A 26,262-nucleotide genomic window follows, 5' to 3' on the forward strand; every position below is an offset into this window, starting at 1 on the left:
TCCTGGGAGGGGCTCAAGTGCTTTTCAGACGTGCCGTGCTGGCCGTGGGGATCGTTGTCGCCGCTGGTCTGCCGATGGCCGGGACCGCAGCGGCGGAGCAGGGAACAACGGCCGGCCGGATCACTGCCACTGACCATGCCTCCGGTACTCCCGCTCTGGTCTCGCTCGACCCCGTGAGCGGCAACGTCATCGAGACCTTCGCGCAGAACGCCGAGGACGGCGTCCTCTCCCCGAAGGGCTCCTCCGTGGCGTACATCCAGCGTGACGACACCTGCATTCCCCAGACCGAAGGCTGCATGTACGCCCGGCACCTCGTGGTCGCCGGCGCCGACGGAAGCAACCCGCATGTTCTGGTGCGCGGGATCGGCTCCGAGACCAACGGGGCCCCGTACGTCGGGCACCCCGACTGGTCCCCGGACGGCAAGCGGATCGTCTACGACAGCCCGCGCGGTATGGAGTGGATCAACACCGACGGCACCGGACAGGAGGTCCTCACGACGACCGGTGGCGCGGGCACCTTCTCGCCCGACGGCCGAAGCATCGCCTTCGTGAGGACCACCACGTACGAGACGGCCGACGGCTGGGAGTACGGCAGGGACGTCTGGGTCATGGACACCGCCACCCGGCAGGTGCGCCAGGTCAGCACCGCTCGCAACGCGCTGTCCTCCCCCGTCGACTGGTCCCCCGACGGGCGGCGCATCGTCTTCGTCACCGAGAACGGCCTGAGCGTCGTCGATGTGGCGACCGGCGCCGTCACTCAGCTGCAGAGCAGCTGGACGACCCCGCTCAGCAATATCCAGGGCCCGGTCTTCTCGCCCGATGGCGCTCGCATCGCCTTTTCCGCCACGGACGACTTCGACTACACCCACAGCACCTACGTCGTCGACGCCGCCGACGGACAGAACCTCCGGGTCCTCACGGCCCAGGGGGTGACCCCCTCGGACTGGCTGAAGAAGTAGCCGACGCGCGGAGCGTCCAGCGAGGACCCCGGAGCGATCCGGGGTCCTCCTCCGGCGGCAGAGCGGTCTTCGGAAGCGCGGGGCCGCCGAAGAATTCCCCCGTTTGCCGCAATCCGTCACTCGAATGCCACGCATCTGCATCACTGCCTCCCTTGTTGGTTGAGGTATGAGTTCAGTGACGTCCTCCACTGCGCCATGGCGCTCTTCAGCCGGCGTGGATTCCTTCCCTGACGCCCGTGTGCTCTCGAAGGGAGGGTGGACCTTCACTCCGCGGTCCCGCTCCGGTCCAGAGGCGAGCGCGTTCCTGTGTTATCGCGGTAATCGCATTGAATTGCTGTACACATCCTCGGTCTTCGAGGGCTTCCTGGTGCAGATGAGTGAGATCCAGGACGAGTTCGACCGCCTGTGGCCCCATGTCTGACACATATCGCGGCTATGGGATGGGGAACACCTACTTCGAGCCGGGCACCGCGACATGGCCCTACGCCGACTCCGAGCACCCGTACTCCTCGGCATCATGGGATCCGGCGGAAGAACTGGCCTATCTGCTGAGAAGCCAGGCGGCCGGGGAGGGGCCCGCATATCTCGCGGCGGACTCGGGGCAGAGCGAGCCCGCCGAGGAGCTGTCCGCCGCCGAGCGTCTCTCCGGGCTGGCGGACATCACCGAAGAGCTGCCACGCGTGCGTACCGTGCCCGGACACCGCCGGGTGCCCGTGCGGAAGCCCGCGCTGAGTGCGCTGCAGAGGGTCAGTTACTTCATCGTCGCGGTCGCCGCCGTCATCGTCTCGATGGTCAGCGTGCTGGGAGGGGTGATCACTTACGACCCGCTCCGGAGTCCCCCCGGCGCCCGCGCCGCCTACGGTGTGGACTGTCTGTGGCCGATGCTGGTCTACGGCCCCTGGATGGTGGCGTCGCTGTCCATTCTGCGTGCCGCTCTGCACCGGCGCCGTGCGGCACACTCCTGGTTCGTCGTGCTGTTCTTCTCCGGCGTCGCCATGCTGCTGTGCATCGCGCAGGCGCCGAAGTCCATCACCGGGGTGGCCACCGCGGCGCTTCCCGCGCTAGCGGCCCTCGCCTGCTTCCAGCAACTCGTCCGTCAGATCACTCTCACCCGTCCTCCGCGCAGAAGCGTCCGCCGGCGCCGTGCGTCCGCGCCGCCCGCGGCGGTCCGTCTTCCCCAGCAGAAGACCAGCACCTGAGCGTCAGTCCGCCCGGCAGTGCTCCTCCAGGTACCCCGCCGCCAGCCTGCCCGCGCGGGTGAACCAGTCGTTCAGGACCGCGACCTCCTCGGGGGAGTAGTCGGCGAACAGCTCGGCCAGGCGGGCGTAGTACGGCGCGTAGACGGCCTGGACGCGGGCCACCGCCGCCGGTTCGGCCGCCACCCGGACCCGGCGGCGGTCCGTCGGGTCGGGTCGGCGGGCGATGTAGCCGGCGGCTTCGAGGCGGTTGAGGATGCCGGTCACCGCGCCCGTCGTGACATGGGCGCGGGCTGCCAGGTCGCCGGCGGTGAGCAGGTTCTCGCCCGCCTCCATGACGAAGGCGAAGCAGGTGAGGTCGGTGACGTTCAGGCCCACCTGCTGGGCGATCTCCTGCTGGCCGACCAGGTGGGTGGCGATGAGGCGGTCCATCGCCGACAACGCCTGCTCCGGCGTGGCGGCCGGACGCGGCTTGGCTCGCATTCGCCGGTTCCTTAGATCGTGAGAGGTTTCCTCGGCTAATTTCTTACCTCATAAGCGAGTTGTTCGAGGGAGTCACGAGGAGGCACCCACATGAGCGCACATCAGTACGACCACGGGCACACGGTCGCGGGATGGGTCGGTACCGCGATCGCGAGCGTCGGGTCCGTCGTGGTCGGGCTGGGGGTCGTCGCGCCGTCGGGCGTGCTGGTCGCGGGTGGGCTCGGGATCTGCGGCGTGGGCCTCCTCGTCACCTGGGCGCTGCACCTCGCCGGGTGGGGCAAGGGGCCGGGGCTGCGGCCCCGGGAGGAGTGGGGGATGCGGGCGCGGGATCTGGGCGCGCGGGCCGGGCACGCCGAGTGCCTCGGGTGCCGGCTCGCGGGGCGTGGCGCTCGGCGCACGGCCGGGGTCTCCCTGACGATGCCCGCGCAGGCGACCGGGCCGGCCGGAGAGCCGGAGCGGGCCGCTGCCGCCGCCGACTGACGGCGTCGGCCTTGACCTGCCGCGCGGCGGCCCCGGCTGAGCTGTGCCGATCGCCCTTTGTCAGTGGCGCCCCCTACGCTCGGCAGCGATGGCACAGGTGTGGAAGTGCGTGGGGCTGCGGTGGTCGGTCGACGGTCCCGCGCTGGCGTGGGACGGCGGGCGGCGCAGCGCGCTGACCTGGGGAAAGCGGGTGGCCTTCGGGATCGCGGAAGGGGGCGTGCGGACGTGTGCGGGGGCGCGTGGGCACGGGTGTCCGGTGCGGGCTGCCGTGCCGGGGCGGAGTACGGGGGCGCGGTGCGAGGAGTGTGCGCGGCTGGACCGGGCGCACTCCGTGGCCGCCGACACGATCGCCGACGATCCGCGGCCGTACCGCGTATATCTGGCGTGGTTCGGGCCGGGCATGCTCAAGGTCGGGATCACGGCGCTGGAGCGGGGTCCGGCGCGGCTGCTTGAGCAGGGGGCCGTCTGCTTCAGCTGGCTCGGCGCCGGGCCGCTGATGGCAGCGCGGCGCACCGAGGAGCTGCTGCGTGCCGCGCTCCGGGTGCCCGACCGGATTCCGTACGCCGAGAAGCGGGCGGTGCGGTCCGCGCTGCCGGGGACGGAGGCGGAGCGGGCGGCAGAGATCGCGGAGGTGCATGCGCGGGCGGTGGCGCTGGGCGGCTGGCCGGAGTCGCTGCGGCGTGAGCCCTTCCAACCGGTCGACCACGTCGGCGTGTTCGGGCTCGCGGGCCTCGTGCCGGCCGACGGGGAGGTGAGTGAGCTCGTCGCGGGCCGTGTGGTCAGTGGCGAGCTGGTCGCGGCCGCCGGTCCCGATCTGCATCTGGCCACCGGGGGCGGGGAGGTCGTCGTTCTCGACACGCGGTTGATGACCGGGTGGGAGCTGGTGCCCGCCGGACGCGACGAGCTCGACGTGCCGGTACGGAAGTTCGGCGAACCGGCCGGGACACAGGGCGGGCTGTGGTGACACCCGTACCGACCTCGACCGGTCCCTGACCGGTCCCTGACCGGTCCCTTACCGGGCTGATCGGTCGCTTACCGGTCGGTCCCAGGTGTGCCCTGAGAGACACCTGTGTGTTTCTCAGAGTATTCACAGGTTCCCGAAAGGGCGCTCTCAGACCCCCCCGACATCGTGTTCATCATGACCACGACCTCGCCCCAGGGGCGCACCGAACTGCTGAGGCCGGACGGGAGCCCCGTCCGGGTGCTTGTGGTGGACGACGAGCTGTCGATCACCGAACTGCTGTCCATGGCCCTGCGCTACGAGGGCTGGCAGATCCGCAGCGCGGGTGACGGGACCGGCGCGATCCAGAGCGCGCGCGAGTTCCGGCCCGACGCCGTCGTACTGGACATGATGCTGCCCGACATGGACGGCCTGACCGTCCTCGGACGGCTGCGCCGCGAGCTGCCCGACGTGCCGGTGCTGTTCCTGACCGCCAAGGACGCGGTCGAGGACCGGATCGCCGGGCTGACCGCGGGCGGCGACGACTACGTCACCAAGCCGTTCAGCCTGGAGGAGGTCGTCGCGCGGCTGCGCGGACTGATCCGCCGCTCCGGTGCCGCCGACCGCCGCTCCGACTCCATGCTGATCGTCGGCGATCTCACCCTCGACGAGGACAGCCACGAGGTCACCCGGGCCGGGGAGTCGATCCACCTGACGGCCACCGAGTTCGAGCTGCTGCGCTTCCTCATGCGCAATCCCCGGCGCGTGCTCAGCAAGGCGCAGATCCTGGACCGGGTGTGGTCGTACGACTTCGGCGGACAGGCCAACGTCGTCGAGCTGTACATCTCCTACCTGCGGCGGAAGATCGACGCCGGGCGCGAGCCGATGATCCACACCCGCCGTGGCGCCGGTTACCTGATCAAGCCCGCGGCGTCATGAGCGGACGACGACGGCCGCGTACGCAGAAGACGCGAGCGGGCAAGCCGCGCACCCTGCGGACGCGGCTCGTCGTCGCGTCCGTGGTGCTGATCGCCGTGGTGTGCTCGGTGATCGGCACGGTGACGACGCTGGCGCTGCGGTCGCATCTGTACGACCAGCTGGACGGCAAGCTGGACGAGGTGGCGATGCGGGCCTCGGGGCCCCCGGACAAGCCCGGCAAGGCCGGGAACGGCGTGCAGTTCCAGCCGAAGGACATCGACCTCGCCGAGTTCGTCACCAGGGGGCCGCAGCCGAGCGGGGGGACGATCGCCGCCAAGGTGGAGAACGGCAAGATCACCGAGTCCCGGCGCGGCGTGAAGCAGGACGACCTGGACATGCGCGCTGTGGCGCTCGGCTCCGCCCAGCTCGCCGCGCTCTCCACCGTGCCGCAGGTCGACGGGGCCCGTCGGACCGTCGACATCCCCGGCCTCGGCGAGTACCGCGTCGAGTTCAAGACGGGCCCCAACGGCAGCTTCTACGTCGCCGTACCGACCTCGGACGTCACCAACACCATCAACACCCTGATCCTGGTCGAGGTCAGCGTCACCGCCGCGGGCCTCGGCGCCGCCGTCATCGCCGGTTACGTGCTGGTCGGCGTGGCCACCCGTCCCCTGCGCCGCGTCGCCGCCACCGCCACCCGGGTCTCCGAACTCCCCCTGCACACCGGCGAGGTGAACCTCAGCGAGCGCGTGCCCGAGTCCGAGACCGACCCGCACACCGAGGTCGGCCAGGTCGGCGCCGCGCTCAACCGGATGCTGGACCATGTGCACGGGGCGCTGCACGCACGGCAGCAGAGCGAGATGCGGGTACGGCAGTTCGTCGCCGACGCCAGCCATGAGCTCAGGACCCCCCTCGCCTCCATCCGCGGGTACGCCGAGCTGACCAGACGCGGACGCGAACAGGTCGGTCCCGACACCCGGCACGCACTCGGCCGGATCGAGTCCGAGGCCGGCCGGATGACCCTCCTCGTCGAGGACCTGCTGCTGCTCGCGCGTCTCGACGCCGGGCGGCCGCTGCAGTTCGAGCAGACCGACCTCGTACCGCTCGTCGTGGACACCGTCAGCGACGCCCGCGCGGCCGGCATGGACCACAACTGGCGGCTCGACCTGCCCGACGAACCGGCGCTGGTGTCGGCGGACGCGGCACGGCTGCAACAGGTCCTGGTGAACCTGCTGGGCAACGCCCGCAACCACACCCCGCCCGGCACGACGGTCACCGCACGCGTCCAGCGGCGCGGACCGTGGCTGTGCGTGGACGTCGAGGACAACGGCCAGGGCATCCCGCCCGACCTGCTCCCGCACGTCTTCGAGCGGTTCGCGCGGGGCGACTCCGCACGTTCCCGGTCGACCGGCTCGACCGGTCTTGGCCTGGCCATCGTGCAGGCCGTGGCGGCCGCGCACGGCGGTGCCGTGACCGTCGACAGCGTGCCCGGTCGTACGGTCTTCACCGTGCACCTGCCCGCGCTCGCGCCGCAGCCGGCCCCCGACATGAGCTGGCATGCGCACTCACAGGCACAGCACAGCGCCACCACACGGGTGCAACAGGGCGCCTGAGGAGAGTCGGTTCCATGCGAACCGACTCTTCTCCCGGCACCCTGCCGGCGCGGGAGCACCTCCCGGCCGCAGGAGCCGGTACGCCTGTCCTGGACGTAGTGATCCCCGTCTACAACGAGGAGAAGGACCTCCAGCCGTGCGTCCGCAGACTGCACGAGCACCTCGCCCGCACGTTCCCGTACGCGTTCCGCATCACGATCGCGGACAACGCGTCCACGGACACCACCCCGCAGGTGGCCGCGCGGCTGGAAGCGGAGATCGCGGAGGTCCGGTCCTTCCGGCTGGAGCAGAAGGGCCGCGGCCGGGCGCTGCGGACCGTCTGGTCCGCCTCCAACGCCCCGGTCCTCGCCTACATGGACGTGGACCTGTCCACCGACCTCAACGCCCTGCTCCCGCTGGTCGCCCCGCTGATCTCCGGCCACTCGGACCTCGCGATCGGCTCCCGGCTCGCCCGTAGCTCGCGGGTGGTGCGCGGCGCCAAGCGGGAGTTCATCAGCCGCTCCTACAACCTCATCCTGCGCGGCTCGCTCCAGGCCCGCTTCTCGGACGCCCAGTGCGGCTTCAAGGCCATCCGCCGGGACGTGGCGCAGGTGCTGCTGCCCCTCATCGAGGACACCGGCTGGTTCTTCGACACCGAGATGCTGGTGCTCGCCGAACGCGCGGGACTCCGTATCCACGAAGTCCCCGTCGACTGGGTCGACGACCCGGACTCCACCGTGCACATCGTGAAGACGGCGACCGACGACCTGAAGGGCGTGTGGCGGGTGGGCAGGGCCCTTGCCACCGGGGCGCTGCCGCTGGACCGGCTCGCCCGGCCGTTCGGCGACGACCCGCGGGACCGCGAGATCAAGGACGTACCGGGGGGCCTGGCCCGCCAGCTCGTCGGCTTCCTCGTGGTCGGCGGTCTGTCCACCCTCTTCTACCTGGCGCTGTACAGCCTCTTCCGGCAGTTCGGCGGCTCGCAGCTCGCCAACGCGCTCGCCCTGCTGGTCTCGGCGATCGCCAACACGGCGGCCAACCGGCGGCTGACGTTCGGGGTGCGCGGCCGGAGCGGCGCCGTGCGGCACCAGGCGCAGGGCCTGGTCGTCTTCGGCATCGGACTGGCCCTCACCAGCGGTTCGCTCGCCGCCCTGAACGCGGCGACCTCCGACCCCGCGCACTCCACCGAGCTGGCGGTGCTCATCGCCGCCAACCTCGCCGCCACGGTGCTGCGCTTCCTGCTCTTCCGGGCGTGGGTGTTCCCCGACCGGCGCGACGGCCACGAGGAGCCGACGGCCGGGGCCGCGTACCCCCCGTCCTCGCCCACCTGCTCCACGCAGCCCGTCTCCTACGGTCCGCTGCCGCAGCGCCCGACGGCCCACCCGTACGCCACGGGGCCCCAGAGCCCGTACCGGACGACCCAGTTCCGCGCCGGTGCCGCCGCGGACCGCACCACCTGGGGGGGACGCCACCGTGCAGTTGCAGCCGGTGCGCCCGACCGACACCGACCCGAGGAACTCCCGATGACACTTCACTTCGACCAGACGACCCACCAGGGCGACACGAGTACCTCGGCGACCTGGGACCCACCCCCCGCAACATCTCCCGAGGCCGGCGAACCCAAGCAGCCCTTCCTGCGGAGACTGTGGCGCGGCAGGCCCGAGGACCCCCGCTGGGTGCGCCCGGCGTTCCTCGCCGCACTGCTGGTGATCGGCGCGCTGTACACGTGGAACCTCACCGCCTCCGGGTACGCCAACTCCTTCTACTCGGCGGCCGTGCAGGCGGGCAGCCAGTCCTGGAAGGCGTTCTTCTTCGGCTCGCTGGACGCGGCCGACGCGATCACCGTCGACAAGCCCCCGGCCTCGCTGTGGCCGATGGCCCTGTCGGTCCGGCTCCTCGGCCTGAACTCCTTCGCGATCCTGTTCCCGCAGGTACTGATGGCCGTGGCCACGGCCGCCGTGCTGTACGCGGCCGTCCGGCGCCGGTTCACTGCCGCGGCGGGCTTCATCACCATGGCGGTCCTCGCGCTCACGCCCGTCGCCGCGCTGATGTTCCGCTTCAACAACCCGGACGCGGCCCTCGCGCTGCTGATGGCCACCGCGGTCTACTGCACGCTGCGCGCCCTGGAGAAGGCGCAGACGAAGTGGCTGGTGTGGGCCGGTGTCGCCATCGGCTTCGCGTTCCTGGTCAAGACCCTGCAGGCCTTCCTGATCCTGCCGGTCCTCGCCCTGGTGTACGTGGTCCTCGCACCGACCGGTCTGGGCAGGCGCATCGGCCAGGTGCTGCTCGCCGGGCTCGCGATGGTCGTCGCCGGCGGCTGGTGGGTCGCGATCGTCGAGCTGTGGCCGGCGTCCTCGCGCCCGTACATCGGCGGCTCGCAGAACAACTCCTTCCTGGAGCTGACCTTCGGCTACAACGGCCTCGGCCGCATCAACGGCAACGAGACCGGCAGCGTCGGCGGCGGTGGCGGCAACAGTGGTGGCAACTGGGGCGAGACCGGCTGGGACCGGATGTTCAGCGCCAGCATCGGCGGCCAGATCTCCTGGCTGATCCCGGCCGCGCTGATCCTGCTCGTGGCCGCCCTGTGGATGACGCGGAAGGCCAGGCGCACCGACACCGCCCGCGCCGCCTTCCTCCTGTGGGGCGGGTCGCTGCTGATCACCGTGGTGATCTTCAGCTTCATGCAGGGCATCTTCCACGAGTACTACACCGTGGCCCTCGCGCCCTACATCGCGCCGCTGGTCGGCATGGGCGCGGCCGTGCTGTGGGAGGAGCGGGGCAGGGTCTGGGCGTCGCTGACGCTGGCGGGCGCGATGACGGCGACCGCGGCGTGGGGGTACGTCCTGCTCAACCGTTCCTCCGACTACTACCCCTGGCTGAAGTGGGTCGTGCTCGTCGGCGGTCTCGTCGCCGCGCTGGGCCTGGTCTTCGTGAGCCGGCTCGGGCGCCGGCTGACCATGGGTGTCGTGGGCCTGAGCTGCGTCGCCGCGCTGGCCGGTCCTGCGGCGTACACCCTCACCACGCTGAACGAGGGCCACACCGGCTCGATCGTCACGGCCGGTCCCGCTGTCGCGGGCGGTCGCGGCGGCCCGGGCGGCGGCATGCGCGGCGGCCCCGACGGGGGCGGCTTCCCCGGCGGCCAGAACCAGCAGGGCCAGCAGGGCCAGCAGGGCCAGCAGAACGGTCAGACTGGCCAGAACGGTCAGCTGGGCCGGCCTCCGACCGGCGGCTTCCCGGGCGGTGGCCAGAACCAGCAGGGGCAGCAGAACCAGCAGGGCGGCCGGACGGACGGTGGCGGTGGCGGTATGGGCGGTCTGCTCAACGGCGCCAGCGTCTCCGCCGAGGCCAAGAAGCTGCTGGAGGCCGACGCGGACCAGTACACCTGGGCCGCCGCGGCCATCGGCGCCCAGAACGCCGCGAGCTACCAACTGTCCACCGGTGAGCCCGTGATGGCCGTCGGCGGCTTCAACGGCACGGACCCGTCCCCGACGCCGGCCCAGTTCAAGCAGTACGTGGCGGCGGGCGAGATCCACTACTTCATCGCCAGTGGTGCGGGAGGCGGCGGCATGGGCGGCGGCAGCAACGGCACGTCGTCGCAGATCACCTCCTGGGTCGAGGCCAACTTCAAGAAGGTCACGGTCGGTTCGGCCACCTTCTACGACCTCACGCAGAAGGCGAGCGACTGACGGTTCTCCGACGACAGAGGGCGGTGGCGCAATGCCACCGCCCTCTCTCGTCGGGCAATTGTACGGTGTATGGGAACTGTTCTACGGTGTATGGCATGACGACGTCCCCACAGGGCCACCCCCAGCGCTGGCTGATCCTCGGTGTCATCTGCCTCGCCCAGCTCACCGTGCTGCTCGACAACACCGTTCTGAACGTGGCCATCCCCTCGCTCACCCGTGAGCTGGACGCGCGCACCTCCGACATCCAGTGGATGATCAACGCCTATTCGCTCGTGCAGTCCGGTCTGCTGCTCACCGCGGGCAGCGCCGCCGACCGCTACGGCCGCAAGAAGATGCTGCTCGCGGGCCTGGTCCTGTTCGGCGTGGGCTCACTGGTGGCCGGACTGGCCGACTCCACCGGCCAGTTGATCGCGGCCCGCGCCGGCATGGGCGTCGGCGGCGCGCTGCTGGCGACCACCACGCTCGCCGTCGTGGTGCAGATCTTCGACGAGACCGAACGTGTGAAGGCGATCGGCCTGTGGGCCACGGTCAACTCGCTGGGCTTCGCCGCCGGGCCGCTGATCGGCGGCGTGATGCTCGACCACTTCTGGTGGGGAGCGATCTTCCTGATCAACATCCCGGTCGCGGTCATCGGCCTGATCGCCGTGGTCGCCCTCGTCCCCGAGTCCAGGAACCCGCAGGGCGACCGGCCCGACCTGCTCGGCGCGCTGCTCTCCACCATCGGCATGACGGGCATCGTCTACGCGATCATCTCCGGTCCCGACGAGGGCTGGACCTCCGGGCCCACGCTCGTCTCCGCCGCGATCGGCGTCGTCGTCATGGCCGTGTTCGTGACATGGGAGCTGCGCATCCCTCACCCCATGCTGGACATGCACTTCTTCCGCAACCGCAGGTTCACGGGCGCCGTCGCGGGCGCGATCCTCGTCGCGTTCGGGATGGCCGGTTCGCTCTTCCTGCTCACGCAGCACCTGCAGTTCGTCCTCGGCTACGGCCCGTTGGAGGCGGGGCTGCGTACCGCGCCGTTCGCGCTGACCATCGTCGCGCTCAACCTCACCGGGACCGGCGCCCGTCTCCTGCCCAGGCTCGGCACGCCGCTGACCATCGCGTCCGGCATGACGTGCCTGGCGGCGGGGCTCGCGGCGGTCGCGGTGTCCGGCGGCGACGGGTACGGCGGAATGCTGGCCGGGCTGATCATCATGGGCGTCGGCGTGGCCTTCGCCATGCCGGCCATGGCCAACGCCGTCATGAGTGCGATCCCGCCGGAGAAGGCGGGCGTGGGCGCGGGCGTCAACGGCACCCTGAACGAGTTCGGGCTGGGGCTCGGGGTGGCGGTGCTCGGGGCCGTGCTGAACTCCCGGTTCGCGGCGCTCGTTGCGGTGGCGGCGGGTTCCCTGCCGGAGGCTTTGGCGGTGGCGGGGTCGGCTCGGGAGCGGGCGCGTATCACCGACGCGTTCGCCTCCGGGCTGGAGACCAGTCAGTTGGTGGGGGCGCTGGCGGTGCTGCTGGGCGGGTTGGTCGCGGCGGCGTTGTTGCGCAGGGCGGAGCGGGCAGAGTCGGAGGTGGCGGTCGCCTAGGGGCTCGGGTGGCATGGGCTGTTCCGCGGCTGAGGGTCCATGGTGGCTGGTCGCGCAGTTCCCCGCGCCCCTTGAGGGACGTTGCTGCTTAGCATCGTGACCAGTGGACAGGACGTCGAGGAAGGTGCCCATGGCGAAAGCAGCCGCGCGGACCAGTGTCTGGCTGGAGGGCAAGGCGCGCCGTGGCGGGCGTGGTGGTGGGCAGCCGTCCGGGCTGGACCGGGAGCGGATCACCGAGGTGACCGTCCGGCTGCTGGACGCCGAGGGGCTGGCCAAGTTCTCCATGCGCCGGCTCGCCGCGGAGCTGAACGTCACGGCGATGTCCGTCTACTGGTACGTCGACACCAAGGACGACCTCCTCGAACTCGCCCTCGACGCCGTCGGCGGTGAGCTGCGCCTGCCCGACCCGGAGGCCGACGAGGACTGGCGCGACCAGCTGCGCATGCTGGCGCGGGAGTACCGTGCCCTGCTGGTGCGCCATCCCTGGCTGTCGCCGCTGGCCGGGCGTTTCCTCAACATCGGCCCGAAGAGCCTGGCCTTCTCCCGCGTCGTCCAGCAGGTCATCCGCAAGACCGGCCTGCCCGTGCACGGACTGACCGGCGCCATCTCCGCCGTCTTCCAGTTCGTGTACGGCTACGGCACCATCGAGGGCCACTTCGCCGCCCGCGTCGCGGAGGCCGGCATGACCCCCGACGAGTACTTCCGGCACTCCGTGAGCACGGTGACCCGGGCACCGGACGCCACCGAGGTCATCCAGGAGTCGGTGGAGATCATGGAGGCCCGTGGTGGCGAGACGGTGGCGGAGATGATGGACCGGGACTTCGAGTTCGCGCTGGATCTGCTGGTGGCGGGCATCGAGGCGATGGTGGCCCGCGGCTGACCCGGAGCCCTGTCCGCAGTTCTCACTCCACCAGCCGCGCCGGGAAGCCACCGGTGGCCACCGGCCCCCACCGCTCCGGCGTGATCCGGATGATCGACTTGCCCTGCTTCACCATGGCCTGGCGGTACTCGTCCCAGTCGGGATGCTCCCCGGCGATGTTGCGGTAGTACTCCACCAGCGGCTCCACGGAGTCGGGCGAGTCGACGACCTCGGCCGTGCCGTCGACCTGGACCCAGGGGCCGTTCCAGTCGTCGCTCAGCACGATGATGCTGACCCGCGGGTCCCGCCTGGCGTTGCGGGTCTTGGCCCGTTCCGGGTACGTGGAGACCACGATCCGGCCCGAGTCGTCGACGCCGCAGGTCAGCGGCGACCCCTGGGGGCTGCCGTCGGCCCGCCGGGTGAGCAGGATGGCGTGGTGGCGGGGGCGTACGAAGTCCAGCAGTTCGTCGAGCGAGACGCGCGTGTTGGTCGCGATGTTGGGTGCCATGGAGGCCAGCCTAGGACGGGTTTCGGCCGCTACGGCTGAAGGGCCTCCGTCAGGTTGTCGAACACGGGCACGTCACGGCGCAGGCCGGTCAGTTCCAGGACGCGGCTCGCCACACCGTCCGGTTCCGCCACCACCCGGACCCGGGCGCTGGGAGGCAGCCGGTGGCGTACGTCGTTGATGAGGCGGACGCCCTGGGAGTCCATGAAGCGGGTGCCGGTGAGGTCCAGGACCAGCACCCGCAGCCGCTCGGCGCGGGCGTCGGCCGCGGACATGATGAGGGTCAGCAGTTCGGTGGCGTTGCAGAAGTCGATTTCCGGCGGAAGCGCGACGAGGGTGCAGCCGGGCAGGTCGCGCGGCTCGCACGGATTCGGGAGGAAGGTCACTGGCATTCACCTGACAGACGTTCGTCCGGATTCCGGCAAGGCCGCTTCCTGACCCGCTGGCCATTCCACCACGCCGACGCCCGGCTGCGAAAGGCGCCCTGGTGGAGCGTCGGCCGGACGTCACTTCGACGCAACCGAGCAGTTAGAGTGCTGTCCGTCCTGTGCTCGCAGTCAGGAATGTGCTGCGGAGCTCTCCTGCGCACGGCCTCATCAGCCGTGCATGCCGAAGAGGTTCGTGGTGGCTGCGTCCGAGTTTTCTGATTTGCCCCGTTTCGCGGGCGGCTTCGACCTGGCCGAAGCTCTGACGGAGGCGGCTCAGCAACTGCACGAGACGCCCACCCCGCACGGCACCCTGCGCACCGCGGTCCAGCTGGCGGTGCACCTCATGCCGGGGGCCGAACACGCCGGTGTCTCGGTGATCGAGCGCAGCAACCGCCCCCGTACGCTGGCCTGGACCGACGAGGTCGTGCGCTCCGCCGAGGCCCACCAGCAGGGCCGCGAGCCGCATCCGCACTGGGACCGGCTGTGGAGCTCGCCGGTGGTGCGGATCGAGGACAGCGAGGCCGACGGGGGTGCCGACGCCCTGTCCGCGCTCGGGCTGCGCTCGGCGCTGTCGCTGCGGCTGCGCGCCGACCGCCGCCGTATCACCGTGCTCACCGCCTACGCCAGCAAGCCGCGCGCCTTCGACGACGCCGCGACCCGGATCGGCCGGCTGTTCACCGCGCACGTCAGCATCGCCCTGGACTCGGCGACCACGCGCGAGCAGCTCACCGAGGCGATGCGCACCCGGGACCTCATCGGCCAGGCCACCGGCATCCTGATGGAGCGACTGAACATCGACGCCGCGGGCGCCTTCGAAAGCCTGGTACGGGCCTCGCAGCGGGAGAACGTCAAGCTGCGCGACCTCGCCCGCCGCATCGTCGATGCGAACGACACCACAGGTGGGGCGGGGCGTTAACGAGCGTTGCCGGGATACCCGTACGGTCATGAGTCCCGAGACCCCCGACACGCTGGAGACCGCCATCGCGCGCAGCAGCGGCCTGGACACGCTGCTGAGCGATCTGACCGACCGCGCGGTGCAACAGGTGGCCAGTACGGCCGCGTGCAGCATCACCGTGCGCCGCGCCGAACGGCTGCTGACCCTGGCGGGCAGCAGGGGACTGCCGAGCGGCCTGGACCAGCGTCAGTACGAGAACGGCTCGGGGCCCTGCGTGGCGGCCGCCGAGACGGGCGACGAGCAGTACGTCCCCGACCTGGTCGCGGAGACCCGCTGGCCCACCTACACGGCGTACGCGCTCTCCTGCGGTGTGCGCTGTGTGCTGGCGCTGCCGCTCGCCGTCGAGGGCGGGACGGGTGCCGCCATCAACTTCTACGGCCTCGAACCCCAGGCGCTGGGCGAACAGCGGGAGGTGGCCCGGGTGTTCGCGGACCGGGCCGCGGACGCGGTCAACACGGCCCTGCGCTTCGAGGAGCAACGGCAGTCGACGGCCGACGTGCGCACCGCCCTGCTCTCCCGCAGCGTCATCGACCAGGCCATCGGCATCCTCATGGCCCGCGAGCGCATCGACGCCCAGCACGCGCTGGAGCGGCTGCGCCGCGCCTCGCAGCACACCAACGTCAAGCTGCGGGACCTGTGCAGCGACCTGGTGGCGAGAGTGAGCGGCGGTGCCTCACACCGCCGGCAGTGACTCGCCCCGCACGGCCTGGACGTCCAGCTCCACCTTGAGCGTGGTGCCGATGGCCGCGATACCGGCCTGGAGCACCTGGTTGTAGTTCATCGCGAAGTCCTCGCGCCTGAGTTCGGTCGTCGCGCGGAACGCGGCCCGGGTGCCGCCCCAGGGGTCCGGGCCGGTGCCGAGGTAGGCCAGGTCCAGGTCGACGGGGCGGACGACGCCGTGCAGGGTCAGCTCACCGTGCACGGTCCAGCGGTCGGAGCCGGTGGCCGTCACGCCCGTGGACCGGTAGGTGATCCGGGGGTGCCGCTCGACGTCCAGGAAGTCCTCGGACCTCAGGTGCGTGTCCCGCATGCCGTTGCCGGTGTCGATCGACGCGGCCCGGATCACCGCCTCCACCCGGGACTTGGTGACGTCGTCCGGCGCGATCTCGATCGTGCCGGCGAAGTCCGTGAACCGCCCGTGCACGCTGGAGATCCCCAGATGCTGGGCCACGGCGGCGACGCTGGAGTGGGCCGGGTCGATGGTCCACGGCCCGGGCGGCGGCAGTTCGGTGCCGCCCTGCCGGGCCAGCGTCACCGTCCCGACCTCGGCCCGCCCGCTCGCGGTGACGATCGCGCTGGAGGCGGCGGGCGCGTACCCGACGGCCGTGACGATGACGGTGTACGCCCCCGGCGCCAGCGGGTTCGGGTCCCGTACGGCGCCCTCGGCGTCCGCCTCGGCCCGCAGCACCTGGGCGCCGGTCATGTCGGTCACCGTGACGACGGCGTGCGACACGGCCCATCCGTCCCGGGTGCGGATCCTCGCGGTCAGTCCCATCTCACGTAACTCCTCAACAACGGACCGGCCCGTGGCAGCGGGGTACACCGCCACGGGCCGGGTCGGAACTACTCGCCGGGGTGGGCGAGTTCGATGTCGTGGTCGTCGACACCGCTGCCGGAGACGGTCACCGGGGTCGCCCGGGGCGGGTAGCCCGTGGCGATGACGGTGTACTCGCCGCCGTCCAGGTCGGTGAAGGCGTACGCCCCGTCCTCGCCGGTCGTCGCCGTGCCGACCACGTTGCCGGCCGCGTCGACCAGCGTCACGCGGGCGTCGGCGAGGGGCCCGTGCGGTGCCTTGACGACGCCCTGGACGTGGGCGCCCGCGTCGAGGCCGACCTCGATCCGGGTGACGCCGGCGCCGCCCACCTCGACGGGCAGGGCGCGCGGCCGGTACCCGGCGGCGTTCACCGCGACGGTCATCGTGCCCGGCACCAGCTCGGCGAAGGAGAACTCGCCCTGCTCACCGGTGGTCCCGCTGGCCAGCAGGTCTCCGCGCACATCGGTCACGATGACCATGGCGTCCTTCACGGGCAGCGCGCTCTGCGCGGCCCGCACGACACCGCTCAGTCCGCTGGTGCCGCTGAGCAGGATGTCGTACGTCACCGGCTCGCCGTTCACGACGATCGTGGACGCCTGCGGCTGGAAGCCGTCGGCGGAGGCGATCAGCACGTACGATCCCGTGCCCGGCGCGTCCACCGCGTAGGCACCGTCGGCCTGCGCGACCGACCGGCCCAGCTGACGTCCCGCCAGCGAGATCAGCGTGACGGCGGCCCGCGGCACGGGCGCGCTCTCGGCGCCGCGCACGAATCCGCGCACCGGGACCCCGCCGCCGGAGGCCCGCTCCTCGGGCCGGGCGAGGGTGGCGACGGCGGCGAGCTGCTGAGCGGTTTCGGGGGCGGCCTCCGTCTCGGAGGCCACCGACCGGCCCGGGACCTGCTCCGAGGCGGGGGCGGGAGCCTCGGCGGTCGCCGGGGCCCCGGCATCGGCCGTGGACTCCGCGGCCTGCGCCAGCGCGCCCTTGGTCCTCAGCGGGACCTCCTTGATGAACAGCGTGATCAGGAAGGCGACCGCCGCCAGGACGCCGGCGATCAGGAAGACGTCGGCGATGCCGTGGCCGTAGGCGCTCTCCATGACCGTGCGCAGCGGGGCCGGCAGCTTGTCCATGTCCGGGATGCTGTCGCCGGAGGAGGCGGCACCGGAGGCGGCGGAGGCGTACTTCGGGCCCAGGCCGGCCAGGCCGTCCTTGGCGTAGTCGGTGATCCGGTGGGCCATGACCGCGCCGAGCGCGGAGACGCCGACCGCACCGCCGAGGGACCGGAAGAAGGTGACCGTGGAGCTGGCCGAACCGAGGTCGGTGGGCGCCACCTGGTTCTGCGTGCACAGCACCAGGTTCTGCATCATCATGCCGATGCCCAGGCCCAGCAGGGCCATGAAGACCGCCATCCTCCAGTAGTCGGTGTCGTACCGGATGGTGCCCAGCAGGCCCAGCCCGGCCGTCACCAGCACACCGCCGCTGACCAGCCACGCCTTCCAGCGGCCGGTGCGGGTGATGAACTGCCCGGAGACGGTGGAGGAGACGAACAGGCCGCCGATCATCGGGATCGTCATGACGCCGGACATCGTCGGGGACTTGTCGCGCGCCAGCTGGAAGTACTGGCTGAAGAACACCGTGCCGGTGAACATCGCGACGCCCACGAACATCGAGGCGAGCGACGCCAGCGTGATGGTGCGGTTGCGGAACAGCCGCAGCGGGATGATCGGCTCGCTCGCCTTCGCCTCGACGAGGACGAACAGCGCACCGAGCACGATCGAGCCGCCCACCATGGCGTACGTCTGCCAGGACAGCCAGTCGTACTTGTCACCGGCGAAGGTGACCCAGATCAGCAGCAGCGAGACCGCGGCGGAGATGAAGAAGGCACCGCCCCAGTCGACCTTCACGTCCCGCTTCACGACCGGCAGGTGCAGGGTCTTCTGCAGCACGATCAGCGCGATGACCGCGAAGGGCACACCGACGTAGAAGCACCAGCGCCAGCCCAGCCACGAGGTGTCGGTGATGACACCGCCGAGCAGCGGACCGCCGACGGTGGCGACGGCGAACGTGGCGCCCAGGTAGCCGGAGTAACGCCCGCGTTCCCGCGGGGAGATCATCGCGGCCATGACGATCTGCGCCAGCGCGGACAGACCGCCCACGCCTATGCCCTGCACCACGCGGCAGGCGATCAGCATGCCGGGGTTCTGCGACAGGCCGGCCGCCGCCGAGGCGACGACGTAGATGACGAGCGCCGTCTGGACGAGCGCCTTCTTGCTGTAGAGGTCGGCGAGCTTGCCCCACAGGGGAGTGGCCGCGGTCATCGACAGCAGGGCCGCCGTGACCACCCAGGTGTAGGCGGACTGGCCGCCGCCCAGGTCACCGATGATCTCCGGCAGTGCGTTGGAGACGATCGTGGACGACAGGATCGCCACGAACATGCCGAGCAGCAGCCCGGAGAGTGCCTCCATGATCTGCCGGTGCGTCATCGGAGCGCCGTCGGAGGATCCTCCCCCGTGCTTGGCATGAGCCCGCACACCGGCTGGTGTGGTCGTTGCCATGGGCTTCCTTTTCTTACGTGCTTGCGGGTGTACGGGTGGTCGCTTCGAGCGCGGGAGGTGGCAGCCGGGGCGGGGCGGTACGGCAGTCGCCGAAGCTGTCGCGCAGCCGGGCCATGAGCGTGGTGAGCCGGGCGAGGTCCTCGTCGCTCCATTCGCCCAGGCGGTCGGCGAGCAGCTGCGTGATCCGCAGGGACAGCTCGTCCAGCTGTGCCCGGCCGGCGGGCGTCAGGCGCAGGATGCGTGAGCGCTTGTCCGCCGGGTCGGGGGACCGTTCGATCCAGCCCCGCTCGGCGACGTGGGCGACATGGCGGCTGGTGACCGACATGTCCACGGCGAGCAACTCCGCGAGCTTGCTCATGCGCATGTCGCCGTAGCGGCCGAGAAGCGTCAGTACGGCGGCGGAGCCGCTCGGGCAGTCGGACGGCATGACCCGGCCCATCTCCCGCTTCACGGCACCGAAGGCGCTGAACTGACGGGCCAGCTCCTCGTACTGCGCCTTCTTCGCCATCACACCTCCCTGTTTGTTGCTTAGGGCAACCATAGAAGCGGTTGGTTGCTGCAGGCAAATAAAAGGGGTGGGTGCGGCATAAAAACTTGGCAAAGGCAAGTATTGCGACAGTAAACGTGCTGGTGGGCCCGGCTGAGTGGCCGTGCGGCCCCCCACTTGGGCCGCACCCCCGGATTCGCTAGTGTCTCGGGGCATGGCTAACACCCAGGGCCCCCAGGGCAACTACGACCCCGCTGGCAGCACCCAGATGTTCCGCGCGTTCGTCGACGAGGGCGCCCCGCAGTCCCGGCGGCAGGCCCCCGCCCCGGCGGGACCCCGCATCGGCCTGATCGTGGGCATCGTCGCCGCCGTGGCGGTCGTCGCGGCCGTGGCCTGGCTGGCGTTCGGCTGAGCCGGCCGGCCCCGACAGCGGCCGCCGCACGACAGGGCCGCCGCACGTCAGCGGCCACCGCACGACAACGGCCGCCGACGCGACCGTGACGGCGCCTCGGCGGCCATGAGTTGACCGTCGGCCCACGCGGGCCCGCGGACGTACCTCGGTCGTCAGTCCGAGATGAGTCCCTCACGCAGCTGCGCCAGCGTGCGGGTCAGCAGCCGGGAGACGTGCATCTGCGAGATGCCGACCTCCTCGCCGATCTGCGACTGGGTCATGTTGGCGAAGAAGCGCAGCATGATGATGCGCCGCTCGCGGGGCGGCAGTTTGGCCAGCAGCGGCTTGAGGGACTCGCGGTACTCCACGCCCTCCAGCGCCGTGTCCTCGTAGCCCAGCCGGTCCGCCAGCGAGCCCTCGCCGCCGTCGTCCTCCGGGGCCGGGGAGTCCAGCGAGGAGGCGGTGTAGGCGTTGCCGACCGCGAGGCCGTCGACGACGTCCTCCTCGGAGACGCCCAGCACGGAGGCGAGTTCGGTGACCGTCGGGGAGCGGTCCAGCTTCTGGGAGAGCTCGTCGCTGGCCTTGGTCAGCGCCAGGCGCAGCTCCTGCAGCCGGCGCGGCACGCGCACCGACCACGAGGTGTCGCGGAAGAACCGCTTGATCTCGCCGACCACGGTCGGCATCGCGAACGTCGGGAACTCCACGCCCCGTTCGCAGTCGAAGCGGTCGATCGCCTTGATCAGGCCGATGGTGCCGACCTGGACGATGTCCTCCATCGGCTCGTTGCGGGAGCGGAAGCGGGCGGCGGCGTAGCGCACCAGCGGGAGGTTGAGCTCGATCAGGGTGTCCCGGACGTAGGCACGCTCGGGGCTGTCCTCGTCGAGCGCGGCGAGCCGCAGGAACAGGGAGCGGGACAGGGTGCGGGTGTCGATGGCGCCCGGGGCCGGGAGGACCGGGGCGGGCGCGGCCTCGATGCCCGTGACGTCACCCGTGACGTCGTCGAGCGCGTCGAGCGCATTGGGCGCGGTGTCGCTCTCGGGGAGCGTGAGCACCTTCGAGCTGCCCTGTTCTGCGGACATGCCACCCCCTTTGGGTCGCGGGACGGTCGCGGCTGACGCTTCCACCGAGGAACGCAGCCCTCACCTGAATACCGGAGCCGAAGCCTCGGCAAACGCGCTTCCGGCAGAATGTCACATGTCGGCAACACGCTGTAGTGACATGTCGACATGCGAGACGCTAATCAGCCCTGGAAACAGCGGGTCTGACGGTATTTCGGCGCGAAACTGTCGGGAACATCCCTGGTGAGCGATTCGCTCGTGCCGGTTACGCCTCGCTCCTGTTTGCGGTTACGCGTCGATCCGGTTCGCGGATCGCAGCCGCTGGAAGCTACGGGCGAGTAGCCTCGAAACGTGCATCTGTGAGACGCCGAGTTCCGCACTGATTTGCGACTGGGTGAGATTGCTGTAGTAGCGCAACAGCAGGATTCTCTGCTCGCGTTCGGGCAGTTGGACGAGCAGGTGGCGGACGAGGTCCCGGTGCTCGACCCGGTCCAGGGCCGGATCCTCGTAGCCGAGCCGGTCCAGCAGTCCGGGCAGCCCGTCGCCCTCCTGGGCGGCCTCCAGCGAGGTGGCGTGGTAGGACCGCCCGGCCTCGATGCAGGACAGCACCTCCTCCTCGGAGATGCGCAGCCGCTCGGCGATCTCGGCGGTCGTCGGTGAGCGCCCGTAGGCGGTGGTCAGGTCCTCGGTGGCGCTGTTGACCTGCACCCACAGCTCGTGCAGCCGGCGCGGTACGTGGACGGTGCGGACGTTGTCCCGGAAATACCGCTTGATCTCGCCCACGACGGTCGGCATCGCGAAGGTCGGGAACTGCACGCCCCGGTCCGGGTCGAAGCGGTCGATGGCGTTGATGAGCCCGATGGTGCCGACCTGGACGACGTCCTCCATCGGCTCGTTGCGGGAGCGGAAGCGGGCGGCCGCGTAGCGCACGAGCGGGAGGTTGGCCTCGATCAGCGCCCCGCGCACCCGGTCGTGCTCCGGCGTGCCGGGCTGGAGTTCCTTGAGTTCGGCGAAGAGCACCTGCGTGAGGGCGCGGGTGTCGGCGCTACGGCGCTTCTGGGTGTCCGGGACGGGGACCTCGTCCTGGGGTGGCGCAGTACTGGCCGACACGGTCAACGCCACCTCTTCATCCGTCAACTCATTCGTCAGTCCGTCCGTCAAAGGCGTTCATAGCATCACAAAATATGTCGACTGTGTGCAAGCACCGCATAACGCCGTGTTAGGGAAATTGTGGGGCATAGGATGACGAAGAGCCCCCCGCCGCTCCGGCGGGGGGCTCCAGGTGCTGAGTAGTTGCGTACTCGTGGTCGGTGCCCGTCGTCAGTACGCGTCGTCAGTACTCGTAGTCGGCGATCACCCACGTGGCGAACTCCCGCCACAGCGCGACGCCCGCTTGGTGGTCCGGGTGTTCCACGTACCGGCGCAGGGCCGCGGGGTCGTCGAATCCGGAGTTGATGGCGAAGTCGTAGGCGATGGGCCGGTCGCTGATGTTCCAGCCGAGTTCCCAGAAGCGGATCTCGGGGATCTTGCCGTCGAGCGCGCGGAAGGCCTCGACACCCTTCACCACGCGCGGGTCGTCGCGCTCGACGCCCTCGTCGAGCTTGAAGAGGACCAGGTGCCGGATCATCACTTTCCTCCGTTGGCGACCCACGTCGCGAAGTCGCCGAGGGCCTTGGCGGCGTCCGATATGCCCTCGAACCCTATCTGGACGTAGTCGGCCGCCTTGGCCGGGTCCGTGATGACTACGTACAGCGCGAAGACCACGAGTACATAGACGGCGATCTTCTTGGCGTTCACCGCCATCGCGGCCTCCCCTGTCACTGCTGTCTCATGGCGCGCACATGATCGCACGAAGGGCCCCGTCTGACGACGGGGCCCTTCTGAAGCGGTAGCGGAGGGATTTGAACCCTCGGTGACTTGCGCCACACTCGCTTTCGAGGCGAGCTCCTTCGGCCGCTCGGACACGCTACCGAGGGAGACCTTACAGCAAGGTGCGGCGTGGTTCGAAATCCGTTTCAGCGGGAGCGGAAGAAGTCGGTGAGCAGCCGGGCGCACTCCCCGGCGAGCACGCCCTCGATCACCTCGGGGCGGTGATTGAGCCGCCGGTCGCGTACGACGTCCCAGAGGGAGCCGGCCGCGCCCGCCTTCTCGTCGCGGGCGCCGTAGACGACCCGGTCGACGCGGGACTGCACGATCGCGCCCGCGCACATCGTGCAGGGTTCCAGGGTGACGACGAGGGTGCAGCCGGCGAGTCGCCACTGGCCGAGTTCGGCGGCGGCCCGGCGGATCGCGAGGACCTCGGCATGCGCCGTCGGGTCGCCGGTGGCCTCGCGTTCGTTGTGTCCTGCGCCGAGCACGGCCGTACCGTCCGCGGACAGCACGACGGCCCCGACGGGGACGTCCCCGCCCCGGACGGCCCTGTAGGCCTCGTCCAGGGCGAGTCGCATCGCGGCCCGCCAGCGGTCGCGTACCGGGTCCGGTGCCCTGACTCCGGTCCCGTCGTCGGTCGGTCCGGTCAGCGGACGGTCTCCAGGGTCTCCGAGGCGCCCAGGGCCTCGGCGATCTCGGTGAGCGCGTCCTCGGACAGCGACAGCAGCTCCTTCTCGGTGACGCCGAGGTCGTCGAGGATCGCGGTGTCCCCGACGGGGCCGTGCGGCACCGAGGCGTCGGCGGAGCCGGAGTCCGCGTCGCCGTCGTCCTCGGGCTCACCGTCCTCCGTGCCGTCGAGGTCGAGGGCGTCCAGGTCGGCGCCGTCGGCGCCGGGCTCCCGGCCGAGCAGTTCGTCGGTGAGCAGGATCTCGCCGTAGCTGCTGCGGGCAGCGGCGGCGGCGTCCGAGACGTAGATACGAGGGTCGTCCTCGCCGTCGACGCGGACGACGCCGAACCAGGCGTCCTCCTGCTCGATCAGCACGAGCACCGTGTCCTCGTCGGGAGAGGCTTCCCGGGCCAGGTCGGCCAGATCCGACAGGGTCTCCACATCGTCGAGCTCTGTGTCGCTCGCTTCCCACCCGTCTTCGGTGCGCGCGAGCAGTGCGGCGAAGTACACCGTGACTCTCCCACTGGTCATAGGCGTGCCGGTTGGGGGTCCCCCCGGCGGAGGTTGCGGGCGGGGAAGCGGTGCTCCGAGCCCCACCCACTCGGAATCGTGGCAGAAACAAGGCGTTCAGGGGACGTCTTCGGCTCCCTGTGTCCGGCAGTTTTGATCGCACGTGCGTGAGGACGTCCGTACGGGAATCACCAGCGCACTCGTTGCCGCCACCTGCGGATCGTACGCGGGTTTTCCCGGCGCCCCACGCACGGCCACCCGCGCAACGCCCGCACGGACCGCGACCTTCCCCCGTCCGCCGCCTCGGGAGGGCGTGTGGCGGCTGTGCGCGCGGCGGCCTGCGCGGACGGTGATTCTCGCCGTCGGCCGTTCGCGAGTGTCCGTTCGGGAGTGTCTACCAGCGGAAGGTGCGCATGCGCATGGCGTGTCGTAGCCGGGCGGCCTTCGCGCGGCGGGGCTGGACGCGGGCGCGCAGTTCCCGGGCCTCGGCCAGCTCCCGGAGGAACCGGGCCCGGCGCCGGCGGCGCTCGGCCTCGGTCTCCGGCGGGTCGTGCGGCGACCACCGGCCGATGGGCCGGTCGGGCGGCGACCACGGGCCCATCGGCCGGTCGCGCGGCGACGACCGGTCGGGTGTCGGCTGTTCGCGCCGCGACGGCGCGTCTCGGGTTTCGCGGTCAGGCACAGTCACATCACCCCAGTCCGTCCCCTTCGCGTTCCCCTGACGGGCGGTTTGACGCCGGCGAGTGAGGGGCGTCATGGCCGGGGGCCTGCCCCGCACGGGGGGGACACCGGGCCCACCAGGCCCGGTTACTGTTGTGGACATGCGTCTCCACGTCGTCGACCACCCCCTGGTCGCCCACAAGCTCACCACGCTGCGCGATCAGCGCACCGACTCCGCGACCTTCCGCCGTCTGGCCGACGAGCTGGTCACCCTGCTCGCCTACGAGGCCACGCGTGACGTGCGCACCGAGCAGGTCGACATCACGACGCCGGTCGCCGGGACCACCGGCGTCAAGCTCTCCCACCCGCGCCCGCTGGTGGTGCCGATCCTGCGCGCCGGCCTCGGCATGCTGGACGGCATGGTCCGGCTGCTGCCGACCGCCGAGGTGGGATTCCTCGGCATGATCCGCAACGAGGAGACGCTGCAGGCCTCCACGTACGCCACGCGCATGCCCGAGGACCTCTCCGGGCGGCAGGTGTACGTCCTGGACCCGATGCTCGCCACCGGCGGCACGCTGGTCGCGGCGATCCAGGAGCTGATCAAGCGCGGCGCCGACGACGTGACCGCCGTGGTGCTGCTGGCCGCCCCGGAGGGCGTGGAGGTCATGGAGCGCGACCTGGCCGGCACCCCGGTGACGGTCGTGACGGCCTCGGTCGACGAGCGCCTCAACGAGCACGGCTACATCGTGCCGGGCCTGGGCGACGCGGGCGACCGGATGTACGGGGCGGCCGAGTAGGCCCCCGGGGCCTTCGGCCGCTTCAGCAGCTCTTCTCGCCGCCGGTGGGCGTCGGCTGCGGCTCGGTCAGTCTGGCCAGGGCCTTGTCGGCGTCCGCCTTCTTCGCGAGGGCCTTGAAGCCGTCGCCGATGATCAGGTCGACGGTGCCGCCCTTGCGGGTCGCGTCGGTGCGGCGGTCGGCGGCGGGGAGCTGGGCGGAGAGCACGGGCAGCGAGGTGTTCAGGGACGCGGTGGGACCGAGCAGGACCCCGGTGCCCTTGACCTTCTTGTCGTACTTCTTGGGCGCGTTGCCCACGTCGCCGATGCGGAAGCCGCGCTTCTTCAGTTCCTCGGCGGTCTGCTTGGCGAGCCCGCTGCGGGTCGTGGCGTTGAGCACGTTGACGGTGATCCCGCCGGGCTCGGGCAGGGCGCGGGCGCTGGGCGAAGGGCTCGCCCCGGCCGGGCAGCCCGCCTTGGTGCCGGCCGCCTTGGCCTTGTTGCCGCCGCCGGTGAAGACACCGATGAGCTGCAGCGTGCCCCATCCGATGACGCCGAGGACGGCGACGCACGCGACGGCCAGGACGGCGAGCCTGCCCCGGCGCCGGGAAGGGCGCATCCGCGGGTACTTGTCCCCCGTGATCCGGTACCGGCCGCCCATGCCTGGGGGAGTCAGCATGCTCATGGGCGCAGCGTAGTGCTCCCGGGCGACGATGCCTACTAGATGATCATTGGTCGCCGGTCAGTCCAACCCAAAAGGGCCAACCCGTCACCCGGGGGCCTCGTCAGTCGAGTTCGAGAACCCGAGCGTGCAGCACCTGACGCTGCTGCAGCGCCGCGCGGACCGCGCGGTGGAGGCCGTCCTCCAGATACAGGTCGCCCTGCCACTTCACGACGTGCGCGAAGAGGTCGCCGTAGAACGTCGAGTCCTCGGCGAGGAGTGTCTCCAGGTCGAGCTGCTGCTTGGTGGTCACGAGCTGATCGAGGCGGACCGGGCGCGGCGCGACGTCCGCCCACTGCCGGGTGCTTTCCCGGCCGTGGTCGGGGTACGGCCGGCCGTTTCCGATGCGCTTGAAGATCACACGGAAAGCCTACCGGTCAAGACCTTCCGGGCGCAGCCATGGCGGGCCAGTACGGCACCGGAAAAGGTGCGGCAAACCGGAGCGAACCGGAAACGCGGGGCTGT

At 71.0% G+C, this 26,262-nt stretch carries 28 protein-coding genes, 1 tRNA gene and 1 pseudogene; 14 read left to right on the forward strand and 16 right to left on the reverse strand.

The window, feature by feature from the left end:
* Nucleotides 1-17: 17 nt before the first annotated feature.
* Nucleotides 18-959 carry a DPP IV N-terminal domain-containing protein gene (locus NW895_RS31070; RefSeq protein WP_289939782.1) on the forward strand — a complete coding sequence of 314 codons (942 nt, stop codon included), beginning with the start codon at nt 18-20 and terminating at the stop codon, nt 957-959.
* 413 nt (nt 960-1,372) lie between these two features.
* A complete protein-coding gene (locus NW895_RS31075; protein WP_289939784.1) occupies nt 1,373-2,158 on the forward strand; it encodes a hypothetical protein in 786 nt (261 codons plus the stop codon).
* A 3-nt stretch (nt 2,159-2,161) separates the two neighbouring features.
* Here NW895_RS31075 and NW895_RS31080 read toward each other — a convergent pair whose 3' ends face one another.
* Nucleotides 2,162-2,638 carry a MarR family transcriptional regulator gene (locus NW895_RS31080; protein ID WP_289939786.1) on the reverse strand — a complete coding sequence of 159 codons (477 nt, stop codon included), beginning with the start codon at nt 2,636-2,638 and terminating at the stop codon, nt 2,162-2,164.
* A gap of 90 nt (nt 2,639-2,728) precedes the next feature.
* Here NW895_RS31080 and NW895_RS31085 point away from each other — a divergent pair, with 90 nt between their 5' ends.
* The 8 genes and pseudogenes from NW895_RS31085 to NW895_RS31120 all read left to right on the forward strand — a co-directional run bounded on the left by NW895_RS31085 (nt 2,729) and on the right by NW895_RS31120 (nt 12,708).
* Complete coding sequence (locus NW895_RS31085; RefSeq protein ID WP_289939787.1) at nt 2,729-3,118, forward strand: HGxxPAAW family protein; 390 nt, start codon at nt 2,729-2,731, stop codon at nt 3,116-3,118.
* Between the two features lie 88 nt (nt 3,119-3,206).
* Nucleotides 3,207-4,082 carry a DUF2797 domain-containing protein gene (locus NW895_RS31090; RefSeq protein WP_289939789.1) on the forward strand — a complete coding sequence of 292 codons (876 nt, stop codon included), beginning with the start codon at nt 3,207-3,209 and terminating at the stop codon, nt 4,080-4,082.
* A 174-nt stretch (nt 4,083-4,256) separates the two neighbouring features.
* The gene (locus tag NW895_RS31095) at nt 4,257-4,997 is read left to right on the forward strand and encodes a response regulator transcription factor (RefSeq protein ID WP_289939790.1); all 741 of its coding nucleotides are present in this window, start codon (nt 4,257-4,259) and stop codon (nt 4,995-4,997) included.
* Nucleotides 4,994-6,589, forward strand: a complete 1,596-nt coding sequence (locus NW895_RS31100) for a HAMP domain-containing sensor histidine kinase (protein WP_289939792.1) — start codon at nt 4,994-4,996, stop codon at nt 6,587-6,589. Before NW895_RS31095 ends, NW895_RS31100 begins: the two co-directional genes overlap by 4 nt.
* A 14-nt stretch (nt 6,590-6,603) precedes the next feature.
* Nucleotides 6,604-7,770, forward strand: a pseudogene (locus NW895_RS31105) (bifunctional glycosyltransferase family 2/GtrA family protein); the annotation flags it as partial.
* A gap of 321 nt (nt 7,771-8,091) precedes the next feature.
* Complete coding sequence (locus tag NW895_RS31110) at nt 8,092-10,254, forward strand: glycosyltransferase family 39 protein (protein WP_289939920.1); 2,163 nt, start codon at nt 8,092-8,094, stop codon at nt 10,252-10,254.
* A 95-nt stretch (nt 10,255-10,349) separates the two neighbouring features.
* Complete coding sequence (locus NW895_RS31115) at nt 10,350-11,828, forward strand: MFS transporter (protein WP_289939793.1); 1,479 nt, start codon at nt 10,350-10,352, stop codon at nt 11,826-11,828.
* 130 nt (nt 11,829-11,958) lie between these two features.
* Entirely contained in the window at nt 11,959-12,708 is a 750-nt protein-coding gene (locus NW895_RS31120; protein ID WP_289939794.1) for a TetR/AcrR family transcriptional regulator, read from the forward strand.
* A gap of 22 nt (nt 12,709-12,730) precedes the next feature.
* Here the strand turns inward: NW895_RS31120 and NW895_RS31125 are convergent, their stop codons facing one another.
* Nucleotides 12,731-13,195: a PPOX class F420-dependent oxidoreductase gene (locus NW895_RS31125; RefSeq protein WP_289939795.1), complete on the reverse strand. Its 465-nt coding sequence runs from the start codon at nt 13,193-13,195 to the stop codon at nt 12,731-12,733.
* Nucleotides 13,196-13,224: 29 nt separating this feature from the next.
* Complete coding sequence (locus tag NW895_RS31130) at nt 13,225-13,578, reverse strand: STAS domain-containing protein (RefSeq protein WP_289939796.1); 354 nt, start codon at nt 13,576-13,578, stop codon at nt 13,225-13,227.
* A gap of 220 nt (nt 13,579-13,798) precedes the next feature.
* On the opposite strand from NW895_RS31130, the gene NW895_RS31135 reads away from it, so the two are divergent.
* Complete coding sequence (locus NW895_RS31135) at nt 13,799-14,536, forward strand: GAF and ANTAR domain-containing protein (RefSeq protein ID WP_289939797.1); 738 nt, start codon at nt 13,799-13,801, stop codon at nt 14,534-14,536.
* 28 nt (nt 14,537-14,564) lie between these two features.
* Nucleotides 14,565-15,266, forward strand: a complete 702-nt coding sequence (locus NW895_RS31140; RefSeq protein WP_289939798.1) for a GAF and ANTAR domain-containing protein — start codon at nt 14,565-14,567, stop codon at nt 15,264-15,266.
* Here NW895_RS31140 and NW895_RS31145 read toward each other — a convergent pair.
* From NW895_RS31145 to NW895_RS31155, 3 genes are all read right to left on the reverse strand, one after another.
* Nucleotides 15,249-16,070, reverse strand: coding sequence for a YceI family protein (locus tag NW895_RS31145; RefSeq protein ID WP_289939799.1), 822 nt, complete (start codon nt 16,068-16,070; stop codon nt 15,249-15,251). The two genes, NW895_RS31140 and NW895_RS31145, sit on opposite strands and share 18 nt — an antisense overlap.
* Before the next feature lie 68 nt (nt 16,071-16,138).
* Nucleotides 16,139-18,661: an MFS transporter gene (locus NW895_RS31150; protein WP_289939800.1), complete on the reverse strand. Its 2,523-nt coding sequence runs from the start codon at nt 18,659-18,661 to the stop codon at nt 16,139-16,141.
* A gap of 13 nt (nt 18,662-18,674) precedes the next feature.
* Complete coding sequence (locus NW895_RS31155; RefSeq protein WP_289939801.1) at nt 18,675-19,169, reverse strand: MarR family transcriptional regulator; 495 nt, start codon at nt 19,167-19,169, stop codon at nt 18,675-18,677.
* A 193-nt stretch (nt 19,170-19,362) separates the two neighbouring features.
* On the opposite strand from NW895_RS31155, the gene NW895_RS31160 reads away from it, so the two are divergent.
* Nucleotides 19,363-19,560 carry a hypothetical protein gene (locus NW895_RS31160; RefSeq protein ID WP_289939802.1) on the forward strand — a complete coding sequence of 66 codons (198 nt, stop codon included), beginning with the start codon at nt 19,363-19,365 and terminating at the stop codon, nt 19,558-19,560.
* 152 nt (nt 19,561-19,712) lie between these two features.
* Here the strand turns inward: NW895_RS31160 and NW895_RS31165 are convergent, their stop codons facing one another.
* From NW895_RS31165 to NW895_RS31200, 8 genes are all read right to left on the reverse strand, one after another.
* Nucleotides 19,713-20,618 carry an RNA polymerase sigma factor SigF gene (locus NW895_RS31165; protein ID WP_289939803.1) on the reverse strand — a complete coding sequence of 302 codons (906 nt, stop codon included), beginning with the start codon at nt 20,616-20,618 and terminating at the stop codon, nt 19,713-19,715.
* Nucleotides 20,619-20,885: 267 nt separating this feature from the next.
* Nucleotides 20,886-21,746 carry an RNA polymerase sigma factor SigF gene (locus NW895_RS31170; protein WP_289939921.1) on the reverse strand — a complete coding sequence of 287 codons (861 nt, stop codon included), beginning with the start codon at nt 21,744-21,746 and terminating at the stop codon, nt 20,886-20,888.
* A 184-nt stretch (nt 21,747-21,930) separates the two neighbouring features.
* Nucleotides 21,931-22,224, reverse strand: a complete 294-nt coding sequence (locus NW895_RS31175; protein WP_289939805.1) for a Dabb family protein — start codon at nt 22,222-22,224, stop codon at nt 21,931-21,933.
* Entirely contained in the window at nt 22,224-22,418 is a 195-nt protein-coding gene (locus NW895_RS31180) for a hypothetical protein (protein WP_289939930.1), read from the reverse strand. Before NW895_RS31180 ends, NW895_RS31175 begins: the two co-directional genes overlap by 1 nt.
* Nucleotides 22,419-22,483: 65 nt before the next feature.
* Nucleotides 22,484-22,568, reverse strand: a tRNA-Ser gene (locus NW895_RS31185).
* A 44-nt stretch (nt 22,569-22,612) separates the two neighbouring features.
* Entirely contained in the window at nt 22,613-23,044 is a 432-nt protein-coding gene (gene tadA / locus NW895_RS31190; RefSeq protein WP_289939806.1) for a tRNA adenosine(34) deaminase TadA, read from the reverse strand.
* A 68-nt stretch (nt 23,045-23,112) separates the two neighbouring features.
* A complete protein-coding gene (locus NW895_RS31195) occupies nt 23,113-23,643 on the reverse strand; it encodes a hypothetical protein (protein ID WP_289939922.1) in 531 nt (176 codons plus the stop codon).
* Between the two features lie 394 nt (nt 23,644-24,037).
* On the reverse strand, nt 24,038-24,244 hold the full coding sequence (locus tag NW895_RS31200) for a hypothetical protein (protein WP_289939923.1): 207 nt from the start codon (nt 24,242-24,244) through the stop codon (nt 24,038-24,040).
* 220 nt (nt 24,245-24,464) lie between these two features.
* On the opposite strand from NW895_RS31200, the gene upp reads away from it, so the two are divergent.
* The gene (gene upp, locus NW895_RS31205) at nt 24,465-25,100 is read left to right on the forward strand and encodes a uracil phosphoribosyltransferase (protein ID WP_289939807.1); all 636 of its coding nucleotides are present in this window, start codon (nt 24,465-24,467) and stop codon (nt 25,098-25,100) included.
* Nucleotides 25,101-25,122: 22 nt separating this feature from the next.
* Here the strand turns inward: upp and NW895_RS31210 are convergent, their stop codons facing one another.
* Together NW895_RS31210 and NW895_RS31215 are read right to left on the reverse strand one after the other, a co-directional pair.
* The gene (locus NW895_RS31210; RefSeq protein WP_289939924.1) at nt 25,123-25,737 is read right to left on the reverse strand and encodes a LytR C-terminal domain-containing protein; all 615 of its coding nucleotides are present in this window, start codon (nt 25,735-25,737) and stop codon (nt 25,123-25,125) included.
* 124 nt (nt 25,738-25,861) lie between these two features.
* Nucleotides 25,862-26,158 carry a type II toxin-antitoxin system VapB family antitoxin gene (locus tag NW895_RS31215; protein ID WP_004943146.1) on the reverse strand — a complete coding sequence of 99 codons (297 nt, stop codon included), beginning with the start codon at nt 26,156-26,158 and terminating at the stop codon, nt 25,862-25,864.
* Nucleotides 26,159-26,262: the final 104 nt, after the last annotated feature.

It is taken from the genome of Streptomyces sp. S.PNR 29 (assembly GCF_030386795.1).
Lineage (GTDB): Bacteria > Actinomycetota > Actinomycetes > Streptomycetales > Streptomycetaceae > Streptomyces.

Coding starts and splice junctions, on each gene's coding strand:
- NW895_RS31085 (WP_289939787.1), top strand. CDS start 2,729: ATGAGCGCACATCAGTACGACCACGGGCACACGGTCGCGGGATGGGTC.
- NW895_RS31080 (WP_289939786.1), bottom strand. CDS start 2,638: ATGCGAGCCAAGCCGCGTCCGGCCGCCACGCCGGAGCAGGCGTTGTCG.
- NW895_RS31200 (WP_289939923.1), bottom strand. CDS start 24,244: ATGGGCCCGTGGTCGCCGCCCGACCGGCCCATCGGCCGGTGGTCGCCG.
- NW895_RS31135 (WP_289939797.1), top strand. CDS start 13,799: ATGCCGAAGAGGTTCGTGGTGGCTGCGTCCGAGTTTTCTGATTTGCCC.
- NW895_RS31075 (WP_289939784.1), top strand. CDS start 1,373: ATGTCTGACACATATCGCGGCTATGGGATGGGGAACACCTACTTCGAG.
- NW895_RS31120 (WP_289939794.1), top strand. CDS start 11,959: ATGGCGAAAGCAGCCGCGCGGACCAGTGTCTGGCTGGAGGGCAAGGCG.
- NW895_RS31145 (WP_289939799.1), bottom strand. CDS start 16,070: ATGGGACTGACCGCGAGGATCCGCACCCGGGACGGATGGGCCGTGTCG.
- NW895_RS31160 (WP_289939802.1), top strand. CDS start 19,363: ATGGCTAACACCCAGGGCCCCCAGGGCAACTACGACCCCGCTGGCAGC.
- NW895_RS31140 (WP_289939798.1), top strand. CDS start 14,565: ATGAGTCCCGAGACCCCCGACACGCTGGAGACCGCCATCGCGCGCAGC.
- NW895_RS31090 (WP_289939789.1), top strand. CDS start 3,207: ATGGCACAGGTGTGGAAGTGCGTGGGGCTGCGGTGGTCGGTCGACGGT.
- NW895_RS31175 (WP_289939805.1), bottom strand. CDS start 22,224: ATGATCCGGCACCTGGTCCTCTTCAAGCTCGACGAGGGCGTCGAGCGC.
- NW895_RS31110 (WP_289939920.1), top strand. CDS start 8,092: ATGACACTTCACTTCGACCAGACGACCCACCAGGGCGACACGAGTACC.
- NW895_RS31125 (WP_289939795.1), bottom strand. CDS start 13,195: ATGGCACCCAACATCGCGACCAACACGCGCGTCTCGCTCGACGAACTG.
- upp (WP_289939807.1), top strand. CDS start 24,465: ATGCGTCTCCACGTCGTCGACCACCCCCTGGTCGCCCACAAGCTCACC.
- NW895_RS31095 (WP_289939790.1), top strand. CDS start 4,257: ATGACCACGACCTCGCCCCAGGGGCGCACCGAACTGCTGAGGCCGGAC.
- NW895_RS31150 (WP_289939800.1), bottom strand. CDS start 18,661: ATGGCAACGACCACACCAGCCGGTGTGCGGGCTCATGCCAAGCACGGG.
- NW895_RS31115 (WP_289939793.1), top strand. CDS start 10,350: ATGACGACGTCCCCACAGGGCCACCCCCAGCGCTGGCTGATCCTCGGT.
- NW895_RS31100 (WP_289939792.1), top strand. CDS start 4,994: ATGAGCGGACGACGACGGCCGCGTACGCAGAAGACGCGAGCGGGCAAG.
- NW895_RS31165 (WP_289939803.1), bottom strand. CDS start 20,618: ATGTCCGCAGAACAGGGCAGCTCGAAGGTGCTCACGCTCCCCGAGAGC.
- NW895_RS31210 (WP_289939924.1), bottom strand. CDS start 25,737: ATGGGCGGCCGGTACCGGATCACGGGGGACAAGTACCCGCGGATGCGC.
- NW895_RS31155 (WP_289939801.1), bottom strand. CDS start 19,169: ATGGCGAAGAAGGCGCAGTACGAGGAGCTGGCCCGTCAGTTCAGCGCC.
- tadA (WP_289939806.1), bottom strand. CDS start 23,044: ATGCGACTCGCCCTGGACGAGGCCTACAGGGCCGTCCGGGGCGGGGAC.